The 18080-nt window shown below is 62.7% G+C and carries 10 protein-coding genes; 4 read left to right on the top strand and 6 right to left on the bottom strand.

What is annotated here, in order from left to right; translation table 11 throughout:
* Positions 1-38 precede the first annotated feature (38 nt).
* On the top strand, positions 39-1541 hold the full coding sequence (gene glpK / locus CHU95_RS11060; protein ID WP_094456490.1) for a glycerol kinase GlpK: 1503 nt from the start codon (positions 39-41) through the stop codon (positions 1539-1541).
* Complete coding sequence (locus tag CHU95_RS11055) at positions 1538-3109, top strand: glycerol-3-phosphate dehydrogenase/oxidase (protein WP_094456489.1); 1572 nt, start codon at positions 1538-1540, stop codon at positions 3107-3109. Before glpK ends, CHU95_RS11055 begins: the two co-directional genes overlap by 4 nt.
* Before the next feature lie 33 nt (positions 3110-3142).
* On the opposite strand, the gene CHU95_RS11050 is transcribed toward CHU95_RS11055, so the two are convergent.
* The 3 genes from CHU95_RS11050 to CHU95_RS11040 are packed head-to-tail and all read right to left on the bottom strand — an operon-like array spanning position 3143 to position 8635.
* Positions 3143-6262, bottom strand: a complete 3120-nt coding sequence (locus CHU95_RS11050; protein ID WP_094456398.1) for a glycoside hydrolase family 2 TIM barrel-domain containing protein — start codon at positions 6260-6262, stop codon at positions 3143-3145.
* Positions 6263-6304: 42 nt separating this feature from the next.
* Positions 6305-7048 carry a SapC family protein gene (locus CHU95_RS11045; RefSeq protein WP_094456397.1) on the bottom strand — a complete coding sequence of 248 codons (744 nt, stop codon included), beginning with the start codon at positions 7046-7048 and terminating at the stop codon, positions 6305-6307.
* A gap of 39 nt (positions 7049-7087) precedes the next feature.
* The gene (locus tag CHU95_RS11040) at positions 7088-8635 is read right to left on the bottom strand and encodes a tryptophan halogenase family protein (RefSeq protein WP_094456396.1); all 1548 of its coding nucleotides are present in this window, start codon (positions 8633-8635) and stop codon (positions 7088-7090) included.
* Between the two features lie 518 nt (positions 8636-9153).
* On the opposite strand from CHU95_RS11040, the gene CHU95_RS11035 reads away from it, so the two are divergent.
* Both CHU95_RS11035 and CHU95_RS11030 read left to right on the top strand, forming a co-directional pair.
* The gene (locus tag CHU95_RS11035; protein ID WP_094456395.1) at positions 9154-11952 is read left to right on the top strand and encodes a TonB-dependent receptor; all 2799 of its coding nucleotides are present in this window, start codon (positions 9154-9156) and stop codon (positions 11950-11952) included.
* Between the two features lie 88 nt (positions 11953-12040).
* A complete protein-coding gene (locus CHU95_RS11030) occupies positions 12041-12898 on the top strand; it encodes an SMP-30/gluconolactonase/LRE family protein (RefSeq protein WP_094456394.1) in 858 nt (285 codons plus the stop codon).
* A 120-nt stretch (positions 12899-13018) separates the two neighbouring features.
* On the opposite strand, the gene CHU95_RS11025 is transcribed toward CHU95_RS11030, so the two are convergent.
* From CHU95_RS11025 to CHU95_RS11015, 3 genes are all read right to left on the bottom strand, one after another.
* Positions 13019-14443, bottom strand: a complete 1425-nt coding sequence (locus tag CHU95_RS11025) for an SLC5 family protein (protein ID WP_094456393.1) — start codon at positions 14441-14443, stop codon at positions 13019-13021.
* Between the two features lie 248 nt (positions 14444-14691).
* Positions 14692-16098, bottom strand: a complete 1407-nt coding sequence (locus CHU95_RS11020) for an alpha/beta hydrolase family protein (RefSeq protein ID WP_207762449.1) — start codon at positions 16096-16098, stop codon at positions 14692-14694.
* Positions 16095-18059, bottom strand: coding sequence for a beta-galactosidase (locus CHU95_RS11015; RefSeq protein ID WP_094456392.1), 1965 nt, complete (start codon positions 18057-18059; stop codon positions 16095-16097). Before CHU95_RS11015 ends, CHU95_RS11020 begins: the two co-directional genes overlap by 4 nt.
* Between the last annotated feature and the right edge of the window lie 21 nt (positions 18060-18080).

The following is an 18080-nucleotide window of genomic DNA, read 5'->3' as shown; positions in this document are numbered from 1 at the left end:
CGGACAGGCAGAAGAAGCCGCCGGTGGAGGGAAGCCACATGACCAATCATATCCTGGCCATTGACCAGGGCACGACGGGCACGACCGTCCTGATTTTTGACCGCGACACACAGATTGTCGGGCGAGCCTATGCGGAGTTTACGCAGTTCTATCCGCGAGCGGGTTGGGTTGAGCATGACGCGGCGGAGATCTGGCGTGTGACGCTGGAGACAGCGGGCCGGGCGCTGGCCTCTGCCGGCCTGTCGGCGCGGGATTTGCGCGCCATCGGCATTACCAACCAGCGCGAGACGGTGCTGGCCTGGAACCGGCATACAGGCGAACCGGCACATCGGGCCATTGTCTGGCAGGACCGGCGCACCGCCGCTTTCTGTGATGATCTGCGGTCGCGCACCGGTGTCACCGAAATGATCCGCGCCAAGACGGGTTTGGTCATTGATCCGTATTTCTCCGGCACTAAGCTGCGCTGGTTGCTGGAGAATGTGCCAGGCCTGCGGGCAGGGGCGGAGGCGGGCGACATCCTGTTCGGGACCATCGATAGCTGGCTGATCTGGAACCTGACGGGTGGGGCCGCCCATGTTACCGACCCTTCCAACGCGGCGCGCACGCAGCTTTACGATATTCATCGGGGTGATTGGGACAGCGAGCTGTTGTCTTTGATGGAGGTGCCGGCGCGGGGCCTGCCGGAGGTGCGGTCATCGTCGGCCGTGCTGGGCCATACGACGGCGGACGGGTTTCTGGGGGCCGGTGGCATTGCCATCGCCGGTGTGGCGGGGGATCAGCAGGCGGCCCTGTTCGGGCAGGCCTGCCATGGGCCGGGGCTGGCCAAGAATACCTATGGCACCGGGTCCTTCCTGTTGATGCATACGGGGTCCAGCACGCTGCGCGATCCGGGTCCGCTGCTGTCCACGGTGGCGTGGCGCATTGGGGATCAGCCGCTGGAATATGCGCTGGAAGGGGCGATTTTCGTTACCGGGGCCGCGGTGCAATGGCTGCGCGACGGATTGGGCCTGATTGCGGCAGCGGCAGAGACCGAAGCCCTGGCCCGCTCTATCCCATCCAATGATGGGGTTTATTTTGTGCCCGCATTGACGGGCTTGGGCGCCCCGCACTGGGACCCGTACGCACGCGGTTTGATTGCCGGCCTCACGCGGGGAACGGGCCGGGCGCATCTGGCGCGCGCCGCCTTGGAGGCCATGGCCTATCAGACCCGCGACGTCACCCGCGCCATTGAGGCGCAGACGGGCATCGCGCTGACCGAACTGCGCGCCGATGGCGGTGCCGTGGGCAACAGTTTCCTGATGCAGTTCCAGGCCGATCTTCTGGGCGTACCGGTCGAGGTGCCGCGTGTGTCGGAGACAACGGCACTGGGGGCGGCCTATCTGGCGGGTCTGGCCACCGGCATGTGGCAGGACCGGGAGGAAATCCGCGCCACCTGGAAACTGGCCAGCCGGTTTGAACCGGGGATGAGCATTGCCGAACGTGAGCGGCTTTACACACACTGGACAAAGGCCGTGGAGAAATCCCGCGGATGGGCGGCATGACAAACGGATTGGACCGTGCAGGCGGCATCGCGGCCCTGGCAGGTGATACGCCCTGGGATCTGGTGATCATCGGTGGCGGGGCCACGGGCCTGGGCACCGCGCTGGACGCCGCCGCCCGTGGATATCGCACACTTTTGCTGGAAGGGCATGATTTCGCCAAGGGTACATCCTCGCGCGCCACAAAGCTGGTGCATGGCGGGGTGCGCTATCTGGCGCAGGGCAACATCCCCCTGGTCCACCACGCCCTGCATGAACGCGGCCGGCTGCTGGCCAATGCGCCGCAGGTAACGCGCCGCCAGGGCTTTGTTGTGCCTTGCTACCGCTGGTGGGACGTCCTGTTCTATGGCGCAGGTCTGTTCGCCTATGACCTCTTGGCGGGCAAGCTGGGGCTGGGCCGGTCGCGGCTGTTGTCGCGGGCAGAGGTGATGCAGCGGTTGCCGACGGTCAAGACAGATGGTCTGGTGGGCGGCATCCATTATTATGACGGGCAGTTCGATGACAGCCGTCTGGCCATCACCATCGCGGCCAGTGCCGCCGACCATGGCGCGACCCTGTTGAACTATGTCCGCGTCACGGGTCTGTTGAAAGAAGATGGTCGTATCGCGGGTGTCACGGCCCGTGACATGGAGACAGGCACCGATTACCGCATCCCGGCGAAAGCGGTTGTCAATGCTGCCGGGATTTTCATGGATGAGATCCGGCATATGGACCGGCCCGATCTGGCCGAGGGTCTGTCGCTGAGCCAGGGTATCCATCTGGTGTTGGACCCCGGTTTCCTGGCCAGTGACGACGCCATCCTGATCCCCAAGACCGATGATGGCCGCGTGCTGTTCGTGCTGCCTTGGCTGGGCCGTACCGTGATCGGCACCACCGACACGCCGATCCCGACGGCCAGTATGGAGCCGCACGCCCTGGAAGCCGAAATCCAGTTTTTGCTGGACCATGCCGCCCATTACCTGACCCGCGCGCCAGCCCGATCGGATGTGCTGTCGGTCTTTACCGGCATCCGGCCGCTGGTGAAGGTCAAGGGTGCGTCGGGCACGTCGGCCGTACCGCGCGACCATGTGCTGCTGGTATCGGACAGTGGCCTTGTCACCATCACGGGCGGCAAATGGACCACGTATCGGGAGATGGCCGAACAGACGGTCGATGCGGCCCTGCGTGTGGGCGGCTTTACGCCGACGCCCAGCCCGACCAAAGAGTTGCGCCTGCATGGCTGGACCCCGCGTGAGCGCATCGACAGCGCCGACCCGCTGGCCGCCTATGGCGCTGATACGCCCAAGGTGCGGGCCGTGCTGGCCGAACAGCCGGGCTGGGATGCCCCGATGCATCCCGACCTGCCCTATGCGCTGGGTGAAGCCGCCTATGCCGCCCGCCATCTCATGGCCCGCACGGTGGAAGATGTCTTGTCGCGGCGCACCCGCGCCCTGCTGCTGAACGCTCAAGCCGCCGTCGCCGCCGCCCCTGCCGTCGCCCAGGTCCTGGCCGCCGAACTGGGCCGCGACGCCGCATGGATCGACAAGCAGGTTGCGGAGTTCACGGCCCTGGCGGGCGTGTATCAGGCGTAGGTCGGGGCGAAAGCCCCGACCTGACCTCCCGTCCTATCCCACCCGGAACCGCAATGTCACCGGCCCCACCGGAATGCGGTAGCGGGGCAGGGCGCGGGCATCGATGCTCCACCCCGTATCGCCGCCAACCCCCACCTGGGCGGCGTCGATCAGCAGGCTGCCCACCGGGCCCGGCTGAATATCGCTGCTATGCCAGGTGCCCAACGGGCGGACGTGCAAATCGGCATAGGGGAAGGCAAGTGCGTTCACCGACAGCGGCGTGGCGCCAGTAATGCGCAGACTGGGCATGCCCTTGCCTGACAGGGTGAGGAAACGGACATCGGTTTTATTGCCTGTCTCCTGCGGGCGGGCATAATCATGATGCTGCTGATCCAGCCGCCCCTGCCACAGACCGAAGCCGGCCCCTGTCTTGCGGTCCACATAATTTTCATGCGGCCCCCGCCCGTACCAGGACAGATCCGTCAGTTTGGTCGGCATGCTGAAGGCCAGACCGACGCGCAGCGGATCGGGCAGGTCATCCTTGACAGGTGTGAAGCGGCCTGTGACCTCCACCGTGCCTGTGGCGTCCATGACATAGGTGGTTTCAAACCAGCCACCGCCGGCCCCCAGGGCATGGCTCACGCTGACACTGCCTGACGGATCAACATTGATGGCCCGTACATGCCGCCATTCCGACAGTTCGCGCCAGACATCATGGGTTCTATCCACGTCAGCCCCGATATCATTATCGGTCAGCGCGCGGAAGAAGTGGGGCGCACCGCCCGCCAGCAGTTCCTGACCATTGCGGGCATAGCGGCGCAGCAGACCCGAAGCCCGGTCCAGGATCAGTTCTGCCCCGCCCGCCGACAGGGTGATGGTGCCACCGCGATCCATCACTCTGGCCGCTGGTTTCAGCGGGGGCAGGGCAAGCGGTTCGTTCAGGGCAAACTGTTCCCAGGCCACGACATGGCCCGCCGGCACAGCCTTGATGGTCCCATCCTTCGCCGTCGCGCGCAGGGTCAGGACATGGTGGCGTCCATCATCCGCCATCGGGCGGGGCAGGGACGGCAGGGTCAGGGTGGCCGTGCCGCCGGCGGGTACAGCCGGCATGTCTAACCGCCCGGACGCCAGCCTCTCACCGTCGGCCATGACCGACCAATCCAGGTCAAAGCCGGACAGGTCGATCATGTCATGGCGGTTCAACAGCCGGACGGTACCCGCCGACGCATTGAATTCGTCAAAGGCGATGGGGGCATAAACTTTCGCCAGCTCATAGAAGTGCGGGTTGGGCGTGCGGTCGGCCTGGATCAGACCGTCAGTGACGATACTTTTGTCGCCGCGCGGATTGGGCCCGAAATCAAAGCCGGACGCCCAGAAGGGCCGCCCCTTTTCATCGTTTTTCAGGACGGCCTGATCGACCCAATCCCAGACGAACCCGCCCTGCAGCTTGCGGTGTGCGCGGATGGCCCGCCAATAATCCTCCAGATTGCCCAGGGAATTGCCCATGGCATGGGCGTATTCCGTCTGGATCAGGGGCTGTTTCCATTGCGGGTCGGTGGCATAGTCCACGATCTTGTCAATATCGTCATACATGGGCGCATAGATATCGACATAGTCATTGGGCCGATGCTCCTGCATCAGCGTGCCCCAGCCCAGATAGGAGATCAGGCGAGACGGGTCACGCTGGCGCACCCATTGCGCCATCGCCTCAAAATTCGGGCCGATCCCGGCCTCATTGCCCAACGACCAGAAGATGATGGAGGGGTGGTTCTTGTCCCGCTCCACCATGCGGCGCACGCGGTCGACATGCGCTTCCTTCCATTCCGGCTTATAGCCAAGCTGATGGGCGGCGCGGTCACCGGTCTTGTTGCCCATTTCCATATATTCATGGCTTTCCAGATTGGCCTCGTCCATCAGGTACAGGCCATATTCATCTGCCAGATCATAGAGATACGGGTCATTGGGATAGTGTGACAGCCGCAGTGCGTTGACATTGGCCTGCTTCATCAGTTCCACATCGCGACGCATGCTCTCACGGCTGATGGTCTGGAATTCCACCGGGTCATGTTCATGCCGGTTGACGCCGCGGATGGTGACGCGGCGGCCATTGACCCTGACCTCGCCATCGACAAGGGTGACGGTGCGGAAACCGATGCGCCGGCTGGTCGCCTCCACCAGCTTGCCATCCTTGTCCAGCAGCTCGATCAGCAGCGTGTAAAGGTTGGGCGCTTCCGCCGACCAGGGGCGGATATCGGCGATGCGGCCCGACAGGGTGACGGGCGCGCCCGCCTTCTTGACGCCCGCCTCGCGTTTCAGCACCTCACGCGTGCCATCCAGAACAGTGGCGCGCACCCGCACGCCCCGGTCCGGCCCGGCAACATCGACATCCAGGGCGAAGGTACCGGTCTTGGCATCGGGCGTCAGGCCAGCCTTCACTTCAAAATCACGCAGATGCGTGGGCGGGGCGGCATAGAGCGTGACGGACCGGTGCATCCCGTTCACGCGCCAGAAATCCTGATCCTCCAAGTAGGAGGCATCGGCAAACCGGTACAGTTCCACCGCCACCACATTGCGCTGACCGGGGCGCAGATGGGCGCTGATGTCGAATTCCGACGGCAGTTTGCTATCTTCGGCATAGCCGACGCGCTGTCCGTTCACCCAGACATAATAGGCAGCACCCGCCGCCCCGAATTTCAGGAAGACCCGTCGCCCCTGCCAATCCGCCGGAATGTCGATGTCCCGGCGATAGGAGGCAACCTCATTCATCTCATGCGGGATGAAGGGCTGATTGGCGGGGAAAGGGTAGAGGATATTGTTGAACAGGGGCTTACCGAAGCCATGGGCCTGCAAGGTGCCGGGGACCACCATCCGGTCCCAGCCGGATACGTCATACTCGGGCCGGTAGAAATCCACGGGTCTCACGTTGGGGTTGGGCGACAGGCGCAACGACCATTGCCCATCGAGCGACAAGTGCCAGCGTTGGCCGGCGGGATCGCGGGCCAGCGCCGCGGGGATGCTGTCAAACCCGTCAAAGGTGGCGCGGGCCGGTTCCCGCCCAATGGCCAGCACCTCTGGCCTTTCCCATTCCGCCCGCATCGGGACCGGGGCAGCGGCCAGGGCCGGGGCGGAGAGCAGGGCGATGACGGCACAAGCCGCCAGCAGGGAGCGATGCATGGGGGGGCTTCCCGGTTGGGGGGGAGGGAGGATCGGTGGCGCTTAATCGCGCACAGTGAACGCCAGCTCTGTCAGTGCCGTGGTGGCGCCGGCATTGTGTAGCTGTTGCAAGCGGTAAAGTTGATTGGCCGACGCCATCATGACATGGGCCGCGCGCAAGTGGCCGGCGTGGTGCAGGCGCAGGATGGCGGTATCCGACAGGCCGGCCAGCGCCTCGGCCCCAATGCCATAAAGCCCCTCGACCTGATTTTCCCGCCCATCGGCAAAGCGCAGGCGAAGGGACAGCGGACGCACGATGCCTTCTGCTGCCAGGGCTGCCGCAAATCCGGCGGCGGCATCGAGATCGAGGCGGTGGCGCGCTAACTGGTCCGCAACGCGGGTCGCGGCGGTGCTGGGGGTGCCATCGGGCCCGAACAGGGCGGCACCCTCACGGTCATGCAGGCGGGGGGAGCTCTCCTCCACCGCCAGACCCAGCACAGCGTCCCTATCCTCTGCCGGGGCGAGGAAGAAGGGATAGCGCAGCAAAGCCTCTGGCAGGTAGGTCGCCTGCCAGCCGCCGCCCAGCATATACCAGCTCCGCTCCCCCTCCAGCGCGAACAGGGCGCAGAGCGTGAACCGGCCCGACTGGGCATGTTTCATCAGGAACAGCGGATAATCGGTGGCGGCCAAGTCCACTTCCGACAAGCCCAGGCGGGCATGGTTCTGCCGTTCGGCATGGGCCATGTCGGCCTGTGGCCGCAGCCGGACCTTGGCATGGCGGATGGCGTTCAACGTGAACACGGGCATGGGTATGGTCCTTCGCAGACGGGAGGGAAGGCGGGTTTGTCAAACCGCCTGCAAACCGTGCTCGCGGATGGCGTCGAGCAACTGGCGATGGCGGGGCAGGTCGCGCAAGGCCTGTTCGCGGGCGCGCTCGGCCATGGCAAAGGCACGTTGTGCTCCTGCCGCCTCTGCGGCCAGCGGCGGCAAGCCATCATAGGCGGTTTCAAACCCCATCCCGTGCAGGATGTACTGATAAGAGGGCCAGGAAAACACCTCCGGCTGGTGCGGGAAATCGCCGGGGCCGGGCGGATGATGCCGCCAGAGTTCAAGGCGTTCGCGCAGACCCTCAGGAATGCTGGCTGGATCGCAATTGTCCCGCCAGAAGGCGGTATCGGTGCGTTTGGTCAGGATGTAATGCAGCTTCAGGAACTCAATAATCCGCTCCCAATGGTGCAAAAAGGCACGGTTGAACTGCCGCGACAGCACATCCATCACCGACCGGTTGGCCGGCAGGCGGTCGGCAATAAAATCCACCGCCGTTTCGATCAGCATCAGGGCCGAAGCCTCCAGCGGCTCCAGGAACCCCGCCGACAGGCCCACGGCCACGCAATTATGGGTCCAGAAGGTTTCCCGGTGTCCGGCGCGGATTTTGATCATGCGGGCGGTCAAACCACTGGCCATCGGTCCGGCATAGCGGCGCAGCGCCGCTTCGGCCTGATCATCGGTGGTGTGCCGGCTGGAATAGACATGGCCGACACCGCGCCGCGTGGGCAGGCCGATGTCCCAGATCCAGCCCGCGTCCTGGGCCGTGGAGATGGTGTGCGTGGCCACGGGCGCGTCGTCACGCTCATAGGGCACCTGCAAGGCCAGGGCGCGGTCACAAAACAATATGTCGGTGCAATCCTTGAACCCCACACCATAGGTGCGGCCCAGCAGCAGGGAGGCAAAGCCAGTGCAATCAATGAAAAAATCGCCCTGGACCAGACCTGCGGCGCGCAGCGTCAGCCCAGTAATGTCGCCATCTTCATCCTGATGCACCTGGGTAATGTCATCCACCATATGAATGACGCCCAGCCGGCCCACAGCATGGTCGCGCAGCAGGTCAGCAAACTTTCCGGCATCCAGATGATAGGCGTAATTGGCGATGCCCGCATATTCGGGGCTGGTAATGGATTTGGGCGCCAGCCCTGCCTCGCACAGGCTGGCCTGGAAATCCACGGCGGTGGCGAAATCGGGCCCACCGGTGCGTGACCGACGCTGCCAATGGCCCGACAAATTGATGTGAGTCGCGGCCTGTGGTGGGTTCAGGGGGTGATAATAGCCATCGGCATCGGTGCCGTCGGTCCAGCGTACAAACTTCGCCCCCTGCTTGAAGGCGGCGTCACAGTGGCGGATGAAGTCGGTTTCCTTGATCCCGATCTTGCGCAGGGTGTTGCGCATGGTCGGCCAGGTACCTTCCCCCACGCCAATGGTGCCGATAGCCGATGATTCGATCAGAATGACGCGGACCGCATCCGGCCCTTGCGCGTTACGCGCTGCAATACGTCCAGCGGTGATCCAACCTGCACTGCCGCCCCCGGCGATGACGACGGTTTTGACCGGCTTGTCCAAAATATCCTCCCTTAGGCATTTTCGGCGGCCGTGGTCACGGGGTTCCCTCAGGGCCCGCACCGGTCCCGGTTGCTGCTTTTGCAGCTTGTTCCCAGGGACGGCCAACGAACCACGTTAAGGGAGAGGTAGCCGGCTTGTCGAGTGTTTTCCATATTTATATGATAAAATATTTTCAAGCACTTGTATGACAACTCTTCAGAAAACATTCGCTATGATATTGATATAGAATGCATAATTGGCGTTCGATGGTTGGCGCACATTCCAAAATTTCGGGAAAATCTGATGCGGGAATATCACACTGGCTGGCTTCCCGACCGAAAAGGCCGATCGTTCGGAAACAAACCTTATATTTGTCTGATAATTCATATATTAATGAGGTCGACCCTGCGGCAACATGAATCGACCATAAGATTCTGTGCCGCCGGTGGTGGGTTTCAAAAATCAGAAACCCTGGTCGCATCCCTTTCCCGACCGGGGTTTCAGGGAAGCATGAAAAGAAAGCGGGAGGACTAAAAAAAATGTTTCACGACAACAAGGCCCGGCGTGTGTTCACGGGCAAGACCGGCGTCAGCCTAGCGGTTTTGTGTGCCGCCCTGTCGGCCATGCCAGCCACGGCGCAGCAGGCCCCGGCGGCCGGTGCCGACGCGCTGGAAGAAATTGTGGTGACGGGCATCCGCCAATCGCTGCTGGCCTCTGCCGAAATCAAGCGCAATTCCAGCGTCATTCTGGACAGCATCGCCAGCGAAGATCTGGGCAAGTTCCCGGACAGCAATGTCGCGGAAAGCCTGCAGCGCATCCCCGGCGTGTCGATTGATCGTAACGGCGGTGAAGGTCAGTTTGTGACCGTCCGCGGCTTCGGCCCGGAATTCAACACCGTTCTGGTCAATGGCCGTTCCTTTGCGTCGGACAACCAGGGCCGTGAATTCTCCTTCGATCTGCTGGCCGCAGAACTGATCAACGGCGCGGACATCTACAAGTCCAGCCAGGCCAAGGTTCAGGATGGCGGCATCGGTGCCACCATCAATGTCAAGACGGCCCGTCCGTTCGACATCAAGGGCTTCAAGGCCATTGCGTCCGTGAAGGGCATGTATGAGGACAATAACGAGAAGGTCTCTCCCCAGGGCTTCGCGTTGCTGTCGGGCACCTTCAATGAGGACAAGATCGGCGCCCTGCTGGCCGTGTCCTATCAGAAGCGCGACACCCTGACCCCGTTCACGGCCAACCGCGGCTATATCCCCGGTTCCACCGTCGGCCCTGTTGACCGCCCGCTGTTCACCAATGTCTATGCCCCGCGTAACCAGGATGTGGGCCAGGAAGCGCAGGATCGTGAACGTATCGGCGTCAATCTGACGACGCAGTTGCAGGCCAATGATGACCTGCTGTTCACCTTCGACGGCCTGTACAACAAGTTCGACGTCAACAGCCACACCACGTCGTTGGGTAGCTGGTTCGAGCCGTCCAGCTACACCGCTGCACAGATTGACTCCAACCGCACCGTCACTTCGCTGACGACCAATGGCAATGGCGACCTGATCGTCAGTTCCACGAACCGTTTCGTGACGACACAGGCTGCTGGCCTGAATGCCGAATGGAACGCCAATGACGCCTTGACCATCAAGGCCGATGCCTCCTGGTCCAACGCCAAGAACGATGCCGGCGGCAAGAACGTCTTCACGGTGATCGGTATTCCGTCCTCCTACGGCTTCCGTCAGGCCGAAGGCGGTGGTTTCCCGTCAATCGTCAACTACACGTCCTCGCTGGTCAATCCGGCGCTGGGTCGCACCCATATCGCCATCCGCGAAGGCAATGACGAAGAAGAAGAAGTCTTCGAATATAAGCTGGACACGGAATGGAAGTCTGATGGCGGTGCGCTGGACGCCGTGCGTTTCGGTCTGGTCAACACCAACCGCGAAAAGAACAGCACGCAGGTTCGGACCGATCCGAACACGCTCTGCCTCTATTGCGGTTATCCGACCCTGGTCGATCCCTCCCTGCTGAAGCCGTTCAGCCTGGGCAGTTTCCTGGGCAACAAGGGAACGGTGCCGGTCAATTTCATGACCTATGACGCCGAAGCCTATTTCCGCTTCCTGGAAAGCGCCAATTCGGCTGCCGCCCTTGATCGTGCGCAGAACCTGCCCGCCGGCACCACGGCGGCACGTCTGCGTGGCACCAATGGTTTCGCGGCCACCGAACAGCCCAACTCCTTCTCCATCGAAGAGAATGTGTATGCGGGCTATTTCGATGCGGACTTCCGGGGTGACCTGGGCGAAATGCCCTGGTTCGTCAATGTCGGCGTCCGTTATGTCCATACAGAGGTCAAGGCCTTTGGCCGTCAGCTTGCCCTGACCGACCTGCTGCCGGTGGCGGGTGATCCCACCATCTACACCGCTGTTTTCGCCAATAATGGCGTGCCGGTAGAAACCAAGCAGAACGCCAGCTACGATTATCTGCTGCCCAGCCTGAATGTTCGCGTCGATGTTTCGGAAGATGTCATCGCCCGGTTCAGTGCCTCGCGTACGCTGACCCGTCCGCAGATCAGCGATCTTGCACCGCGCACCAATTTCGACACGATCCGTCCGGCGGGTTTGGACGCCAGCGGCGGCAACCCCGCTCTGAAGCCTTATACCTCGGACAATTTCGACCTGTCGTTTGAATGGTATCCGACCCGGACCACCAGCCTGTCGGCAGCGGCTTTCTACAAGCGTGTCAACAATTTCGTGGTTCAGACCCGGTCGGCCGAAGCGTTCCGTATCGCCAATGCCGGTGGTCTGCGTTCCGGTTCCGGCGGTATCACCGGTCCGAACGAGGCGACGTTCAATGTGCGTCGTCCGCGTAACGCCGAGAGCGCCAATGTCCATGGGTTCGAGTTGAACGTGAACCACACCATGGACTATCTGCCGGGTCTGCTGGCTGGTTTTGGTCTCCAGGCCAATGCCACCTTCGTGGACAGCAATGCGACCTTCGATCTGGCCTCCACCAATACCTCGTTTGCCCTGGAAGGGTTGGGCGACAGCCAGAACCTGACCGTGTTCTACGAAATGGATGGTCTGTCAGCGCGCGTGGCCTATAACCGCCGCGAACGGTTCCTGGAATCGCTGGTCAATCCCAATGCGGGTTCCGATCCGGTTTATCGTCGGACCTATGACCAGGTCGATGCCCGCGTGTCTTATGATGTTCTGGAAAATGTCCAGGTGTTCGCCGAAGGCACCAACATCCTGGGCAACGAGAACATCACCACCGGTCGCTTCGATAATCAGATCCTCAACTATATCGATTCGGGCGCTCGTTACGCGATTGGTGTGCGTAGCGAGTTCTGAGGATTTTTCTCCCTCATTCCTCAAGCCCTCTCTGGGAGGCGGATATTCCGCCTCCCTCTTTTTTTGTCCTCATCCTGGGAGGCTTTGCATGATTGATTGTATCTGGCCCATTGCGGCCACGCTTGGCGAAGGTCCCGTCTGGGACGCGCGCGAACGGCGGCTTTGGTTCGTGGATATCAAGGGTGGACGGCTCCATGCCCTGACACCGGAGACCGGCGCACGGGAGAGTTTTGAGATTGGCGGCAATCCCAGCTTCGCCCTGCCGTCGGATCAGGGTGGGTTGGTCATTGGCAATCGTGATCGCCTGCTGCACTGGCGGCGCGGGCAGGTCACCGAGCTTGCCCACATTCCCGGCATGGTCACCACGGATCGCACCAACGACGCCACTGTCGATGCCGACGGGCGGCTGTGGTTCGGCACCATGGATGATCTGGAACAGACGGCCACCGGTCGGGTACGGGTGTTCGATGGGACATCCATCCATGAAGCCGGCGGGGCTGCCATCGTCACAAACGGTCCCGCCATCAGCGGTGATGGCACTGTCCTTTATCATGTCGACAGTCTGGGCAGGACCATCTGGCGATACGACCTCAGGGGCGGGGCGGTCTCTCTGTTTGGCGGCGTCCCGTTCCGCACATTCAGCGGAGATGAAGGCTTGCCCGACGGGGTGGTGGTGGACGCCCAGGACCATCTTTGGGTTGGCTTCTGGGCCGGCGGCTGCGCCCGCCGCTTCGCTCCGGACGGCTCCTTGGTGACGGAAGTGCGCCTGCCCTGTGCCAATGTTACCAAACTGGCATTCGGCGGCCCTGACCTGCGCACCGCCTATGTCACTACCGCGCGCGCCGGGTTAAGTGCGGCAGAACTGCTGGCCCAACCCCTGGCCGGCGGTTTGTTCAGCTTCCGGGTAGAGGTGCCAGGTCGAGCCTTGCCGGTGGTGAGGGTGTGAGGGTGGGGTGAGGGCAGGTTGGGCGCCGACGCCCTCGCCTTACCCGGTATTCCAGCCATCGCGCCAGAACGACAAAGGGGGGGCCTTTCGGCCCCCCCTTTACACCGATACCGCACCGCCTCAACGCGACAGGATGAACTTCGCCTTGCGGCCGAAGACCACACGGTTGACCGTCAGCGCGAAACCGACCGTCAGCCACAGGGTGATGAACATCAGGTGGATGTAATGCAGCGGCGTCCAGACGAAGGTGAAGATGGCATAGAGCCCCACCCCGAACAGCACGCCCAGAATGGCGGCCCGCGCATCGACATTCCGGAACAGGAGGCCGACGATAAAGGCCGACAGGATCGGCATGGACGTCAAGCCGTTCAACTGCTGTACCAGGTTGATAATGCTCTCGGCATCGGAATAGACCGGCACGAGAAGGATGGCGATCAGCACAAAAATGGCGCTGGAAATACCACCCAGCAATGGCACATTCGGGTTGGGGTTGATGTATTTCTCGTGGATGTCGCACACATACAGCGTGGCAGTGCTGTTCAGTACACTGGCGAAATGCGCCAACACCGCCGTGACCAGGGCGGCCGCAAAGATACCGGTCAGGAACTCCGGCAGCACGGCACCGGCAATGGTGCCATAGGCGGCGTCATTGAGGTCGCCATAAAGCTTGTACGACACGATGCCGGGCACCACCACCATGGGCGGGATGATCAGCAGTCGGACAGTGGCGGCCGCCAGCACGCCCTTTTGGGCCTCGCGCAGGGTCGGGGCTGCCATGGCGCGCTGGGTAATGGTCTGGTTGGTCGACCAGTAGAAGATCTGGATGAAGATCATGCCCGTCAACAGCGTGTGCCACGGTATGGGGCTGTCATTATCGCCGATCATGGTCAGGCGTTCGGGCGGAATGCCACTGAAATCCCAGTTGATGGCGGCCATCGACAGGAAAACGATGGCCGTGCCCATGGTCAGCAACAATACGCCTGAATAGGTGTCCGCCACCGCCACGGCGCGAAGCCCGCCGAGAATGGCGAACAAGGAACCCGCCAGGGCCAGGATAATGGCAATCAGCAGCAGCGGCACCTGCAGCCCGAACATACTCTTCAGGAACAGCGCACTGCTGTAGAGCATGATAGGCATCGCAATAAGAACATTGGCGACCGTAAACAGGCCGCCGATCAGGCTGCGGATCGACTTTGCACCATACTTCTTCTCCAGAAGTTCGGTCGTGGTCGTGCAGTTATACCGATAATAAATCGGTAGGAACACAAGAGCCAGGATAGCCAGACCAACAACGGCGGCCAGTTCCCACCAGGCCAGCAAGGCCATCTGATTGCCATTCATGCCCACCAATTGTTCGGTGGACAGGTTGGTGATGGTGATGGAACCGGCGACAAAGAACCAGCTCAACCCGCGTCCTGCCAGGAAATATTCCTGATGGGCATCGGTACTGTGGGTGCTGGCGCGGCGGCATTTCCAAACGGTTCCCCCAGCGACAAGCGCTGTGAGGGCCGCTGCGATGCCCACCTGTAGCATTGGTAGTTCCATGTCCTCCCGTACCTTTCCGTTATTATCCGTAATTCCGCCCGAACCGATTACATGTCAGGGCCTGCAAGCTGTCGCCAGCTCTTCCATCGTCCCGCGTTCCCGGCAAAAACCGGGGCCCAGGACCCCCATACCATCACCCGACCGGCCAACCATTCCTGCGGCGTAACCAACCGGGGGGGCTTGTGCCAAACACCTCGGTATGCGCAGGAGAGGGGGGGGCAGCGGTCGTGTCAAAGTGCGCGCCCCGGTCAACGTGCTGCCGACGCTGTGGTGTGGTGCAGTTCAAGGCCCAACGCCCAACGGCGCTGAAAACCGGGCCAGTAACCCGCCGTCGCCGGGTCGCCGGGGAGGGCGACGGATGCGCCTGCCGGTTTCTTTTCTTCCCATATTCCGTCACCGGCCTTCACGGTCGGCACCCGCAGATAGGCGGCGGCGTTGGCCGATCCCTTCAGATGCGTGTCCAGGAAGGCGGTAACGAAATGGGCATTGATGGCCAGGATACGGTCGCGGCGCCATACCGGCTCTTCATACCGTTCGACGAACTGGTAATAATGGGCCAGTTGTGGCGGGGTCGGGTCACCCGCCACATTATGGCGCGCGCCCTGATAGACCAGCAGGTGACGGTCACTGCCAACCATCTGGTCATGCACCCATTTCACGCCATCGTCAAAACCAGACACATCATCCTGATCGCCGACAATGAACAGCGAGGGCACGGTGACCGCCGCCAGTCCCTCGGGCGACCAGGCGCGCAGGCGGCTACCGCCACCCCAGGGGGCGAAGGCGACCAGTGCTTTCACACCCGCCGGCACGGCGGCCCGCAAACTGTCACTCCCGGCCACATCCTTGTCCAGCAACCCGCCCGGCACCAGTGGATAAAGCGGCCCTTTCGGATCAAAACCGGCTCCCATGGTGATCAAGGCGCCAAACCCGCCCATCGAATAGCCCATGAGGCCGATGCGGGTGGGGTCCAGCAGACCCGACAGCGGGTCACCCGCCGCGCCGGCGCGGCGCGACAGTTCCTTGATGACAAACCGCTGATCAGCGGCGCGTGTGGCGACCGTGTTGCCAAAGGACAACTCAATGGGCATCAGCGGCCCCGTCTCGGCGTCGCGATGTTCGATCGACACCACGACATAGCCCTTGGAGGCGAGGTTCTCTGCCATCGCCGTATAGCCGGCGGCGAAATTCCGGAATCCATGGCTGAACACCACCAGCGGCCAGGGTCCGCCCTGGCGTTCCGGTGTGGCATCACGGGCCGCGCGCCCCTCAACAGTCAGGGTGGGTGGCAGGCTTTCCGCGGGGATATCCCGCACCACAGGGGTGGTGAAGCTGTAGTGGGTTTTCTCCTCCTGACCCGTTGACAGGCTGGCCGGATACCAGACCAGCAGGTCCAGTTTCCGGTCAGCGCGCGGAATGTTCCGTGTAACGGGGTTGATGCCAAGCAGGTTTGGCTGATCTGGATTGGTCAGCGATACATTCATGACCCCCACTTTGTGGGGACCTCGGGCGGCCAATGCGGGTGCGTCCGACAGGGCCGACGCGGCAAAGGGCGGGGCCAGTGGTGCCGCGGGCCGGGGCGACAGATACCACCCGGCACCACCGGCGACGGCCAGTGCCAGGATGAGGGCGACCGCCCCTCCGACCCGCCTCAAGACGGCACCCGCCAGACGGCAAGGTCACGCGGCGCCACAGTGCGGCTGCCCAGCACAAAATGGGCATTGGCCGGTGCCGGGGCTTCCCGCGCGACCGCCGCATAATTGAAGGCAAAGGTCAGATCGCCGCGGCGACGGAGGCGCAGATCATCGGGCAGGCGAACGGTGGGCACCCCGCGTTCCGCGCACAGCGTTTCCAGCAGATCGGCGATGAAATCCTGTTCCGGCAGGGTCGCCATGTAGAGCGCGTTATTCTTGCGCACCAGGGCTGGCGAGCCATCTGCCAAGCTGGCCTGCACATCGACCTCACCCACCAGTTCCAGGGCCTCAAACCAGGTAAAGGCCTGATAGGTGTGGTTACGCCAGACCATGCCTTCCGGGCAATCGGGCCGGGCGGTACCGACGGACGTAACACGGATCGGCAGCAATTGGCGCAACTCACCGGGCGGCAGACCTTCGGGCAGGTTCACATCCCTGGCCTTGGCCCCCGACCGGGCGGCAAACAGCAGCAAGGCCCCGCTGTCGCCAAGCCGCTTTACAGTTGCCGCATCTGGCATGGCCAGACCCGGCACCAGCACGATGTCGTAGCCGTTGGGATCACCATCGGCAGGGATGAAGTCGACATCCAGGCCCAGGCGGCGCGCCGCCATGTACCAGTTCACCATGATGTCGGGATGGCTGTAGCTGTCGGCCTGCCGCTCGGTCTCGCCCAGCCACTGCGCCTCGTGATCATAGAGGATGGCGATGCGGGCCTTCGCCCCCGGCACCGGGGCCAGGTCCAGCGTCTTCAACTCCCGCAGAGCCTGCTCCACCTCCGGCCAGGCTTCCGATGGCGTGCGGTCGGGACGCAGCAAGCCCGCATGCATCTGTTCCTGCGCGAACGGCGCCTGCCGCCAGCGGAAATAGCTGACCACCTCGGCCCCATGCGCGAACGCTTCCAGCGTCCACAGCCGGATCATGCCGGGCAGGGGACGCGGATTGTGCCCGGCCCAATTCACCGGCCCCGGCTGCTGTTCCATGATCCAGAACTTGCCGCCGGCCAGGCTGCGGGTCTGATCGAACAGGAAGGTGCAGTAATCGGGATGACCCGTGCGCATATAGGGGCGGAATTCCGACGCCGGGCGCTTGGCCATCCAGACATCGGTGCGGCCCAGCGGATAATTATCGAAACTGGCAAAATCCAGGTCCCGGCACATCGTGTAGTTATCGATGCCCGTGTCGGTCGGCGGAATGAAGTTGTGGGTAATGAAGCGGCCCGGCGAATGGGCGCGCAGGATATCGACCTGCGCCTTGTGATACAGCGCCACCCGGTCCGACGTGAAACGCCGGAAGGCCATACGGTGGGCGGGGCTGGTCTCCGTTACGGCCAGGAACGGCACCTCAATCTCTTCAAATGAGCGATATTCCATGGACCAGAAAATATTGCCCCAGGCCTTGTTCAAGGTCGCTATGTCGACATACTTGGCGCGGCACCAATCCTGAAACGCGCGGCGCGCATTGGGGGAGGCGGAAAGGGCCGTGTCGTGACAGGCGATCTCATTATCCGTCTGCCAGCCCACGATGGCATCATGCTTGCCATAGCGTTCGGCCAAAGCCGTCGTGATGCGAATGCTTTCGCGCAAGTATGTCTCGGACGAGAAATCATAATGCCGGCGCGACCCGAATCCGCGTACCTGCCCCGTGATCGGGTCGACGGGCAGAATGTCGGGATACCGGTCGATCAGCCATTTCGGCGGCGTCGCTGTCGGGGTGCAGGCCACGATCTTAAGCCCGGCCTTGCCCAGCGTATCGAGGGCGCGGTCATACCAGCCGAAATCATAAACGCCTGGTTCCGGCTCGTACCGCGACCAGGCGAATTCGCCGACGCGAACATAGGTCAGGCCCAAGTCCTTCATCCGCCGCGCATCATCGGCCCACCATTCCTCGGGCCAATGTTCGGGGTAGTAGCAAACGCCCAGCATGATAAGGTCCGTCTCCTCGCC

It is taken from the genome of Niveispirillum lacus (assembly GCF_002251795.1).
Classification (GTDB): domain Bacteria; phylum Pseudomonadota; class Alphaproteobacteria; order Azospirillales; family Azospirillaceae; genus Niveispirillum; species Niveispirillum lacus.
The sequence above is the reverse complement of the archived record's forward strand: the minus strand, read 5'-3'. Positions and strand labels throughout refer to the sequence as shown.

Bases quoted from the DNA above. Each gene is read 5' to 3' on its own strand.
- glpK (WP_094456490.1), top strand. From the start codon at position 39: ATGACCAATCATATCCTGGCCATTGACCAGGGCACGACGGGCACGACC.
- CHU95_RS11055 (WP_094456489.1), top strand. From the start codon at position 1,538: ATGACAAACGGATTGGACCGTGCAGGCGGCATCGCGGCCCTGGCAGGT.
- CHU95_RS11050 (WP_094456398.1), bottom strand. From the start codon at position 6,262: ATGCATCGCTCCCTGCTGGCGGCTTGTGCCGTCATCGCCCTGCTCTCC.
- CHU95_RS11045 (WP_094456397.1), bottom strand. From the start codon at position 7,048: ATGCCCGTGTTCACGTTGAACGCCATCCGCCATGCCAAGGTCCGGCTG.
- CHU95_RS11035 (WP_094456395.1), top strand. From the start codon at position 9,154: ATGTTTCACGACAACAAGGCCCGGCGTGTGTTCACGGGCAAGACCGGC.
- CHU95_RS11030 (WP_094456394.1), top strand. From the start codon at position 12,041: ATGATTGATTGTATCTGGCCCATTGCGGCCACGCTTGGCGAAGGTCCC.
- CHU95_RS11025 (WP_094456393.1), bottom strand. From the start codon at position 14,443: ATGGAACTACCAATGCTACAGGTGGGCATCGCAGCGGCCCTCACAGCG.
- CHU95_RS11015 (WP_094456392.1), bottom strand. From the start codon at position 18,059: ATGCTGGGCGTTTGCTACTACCCCGAACATTGGCCCGAGGAATGGTGG.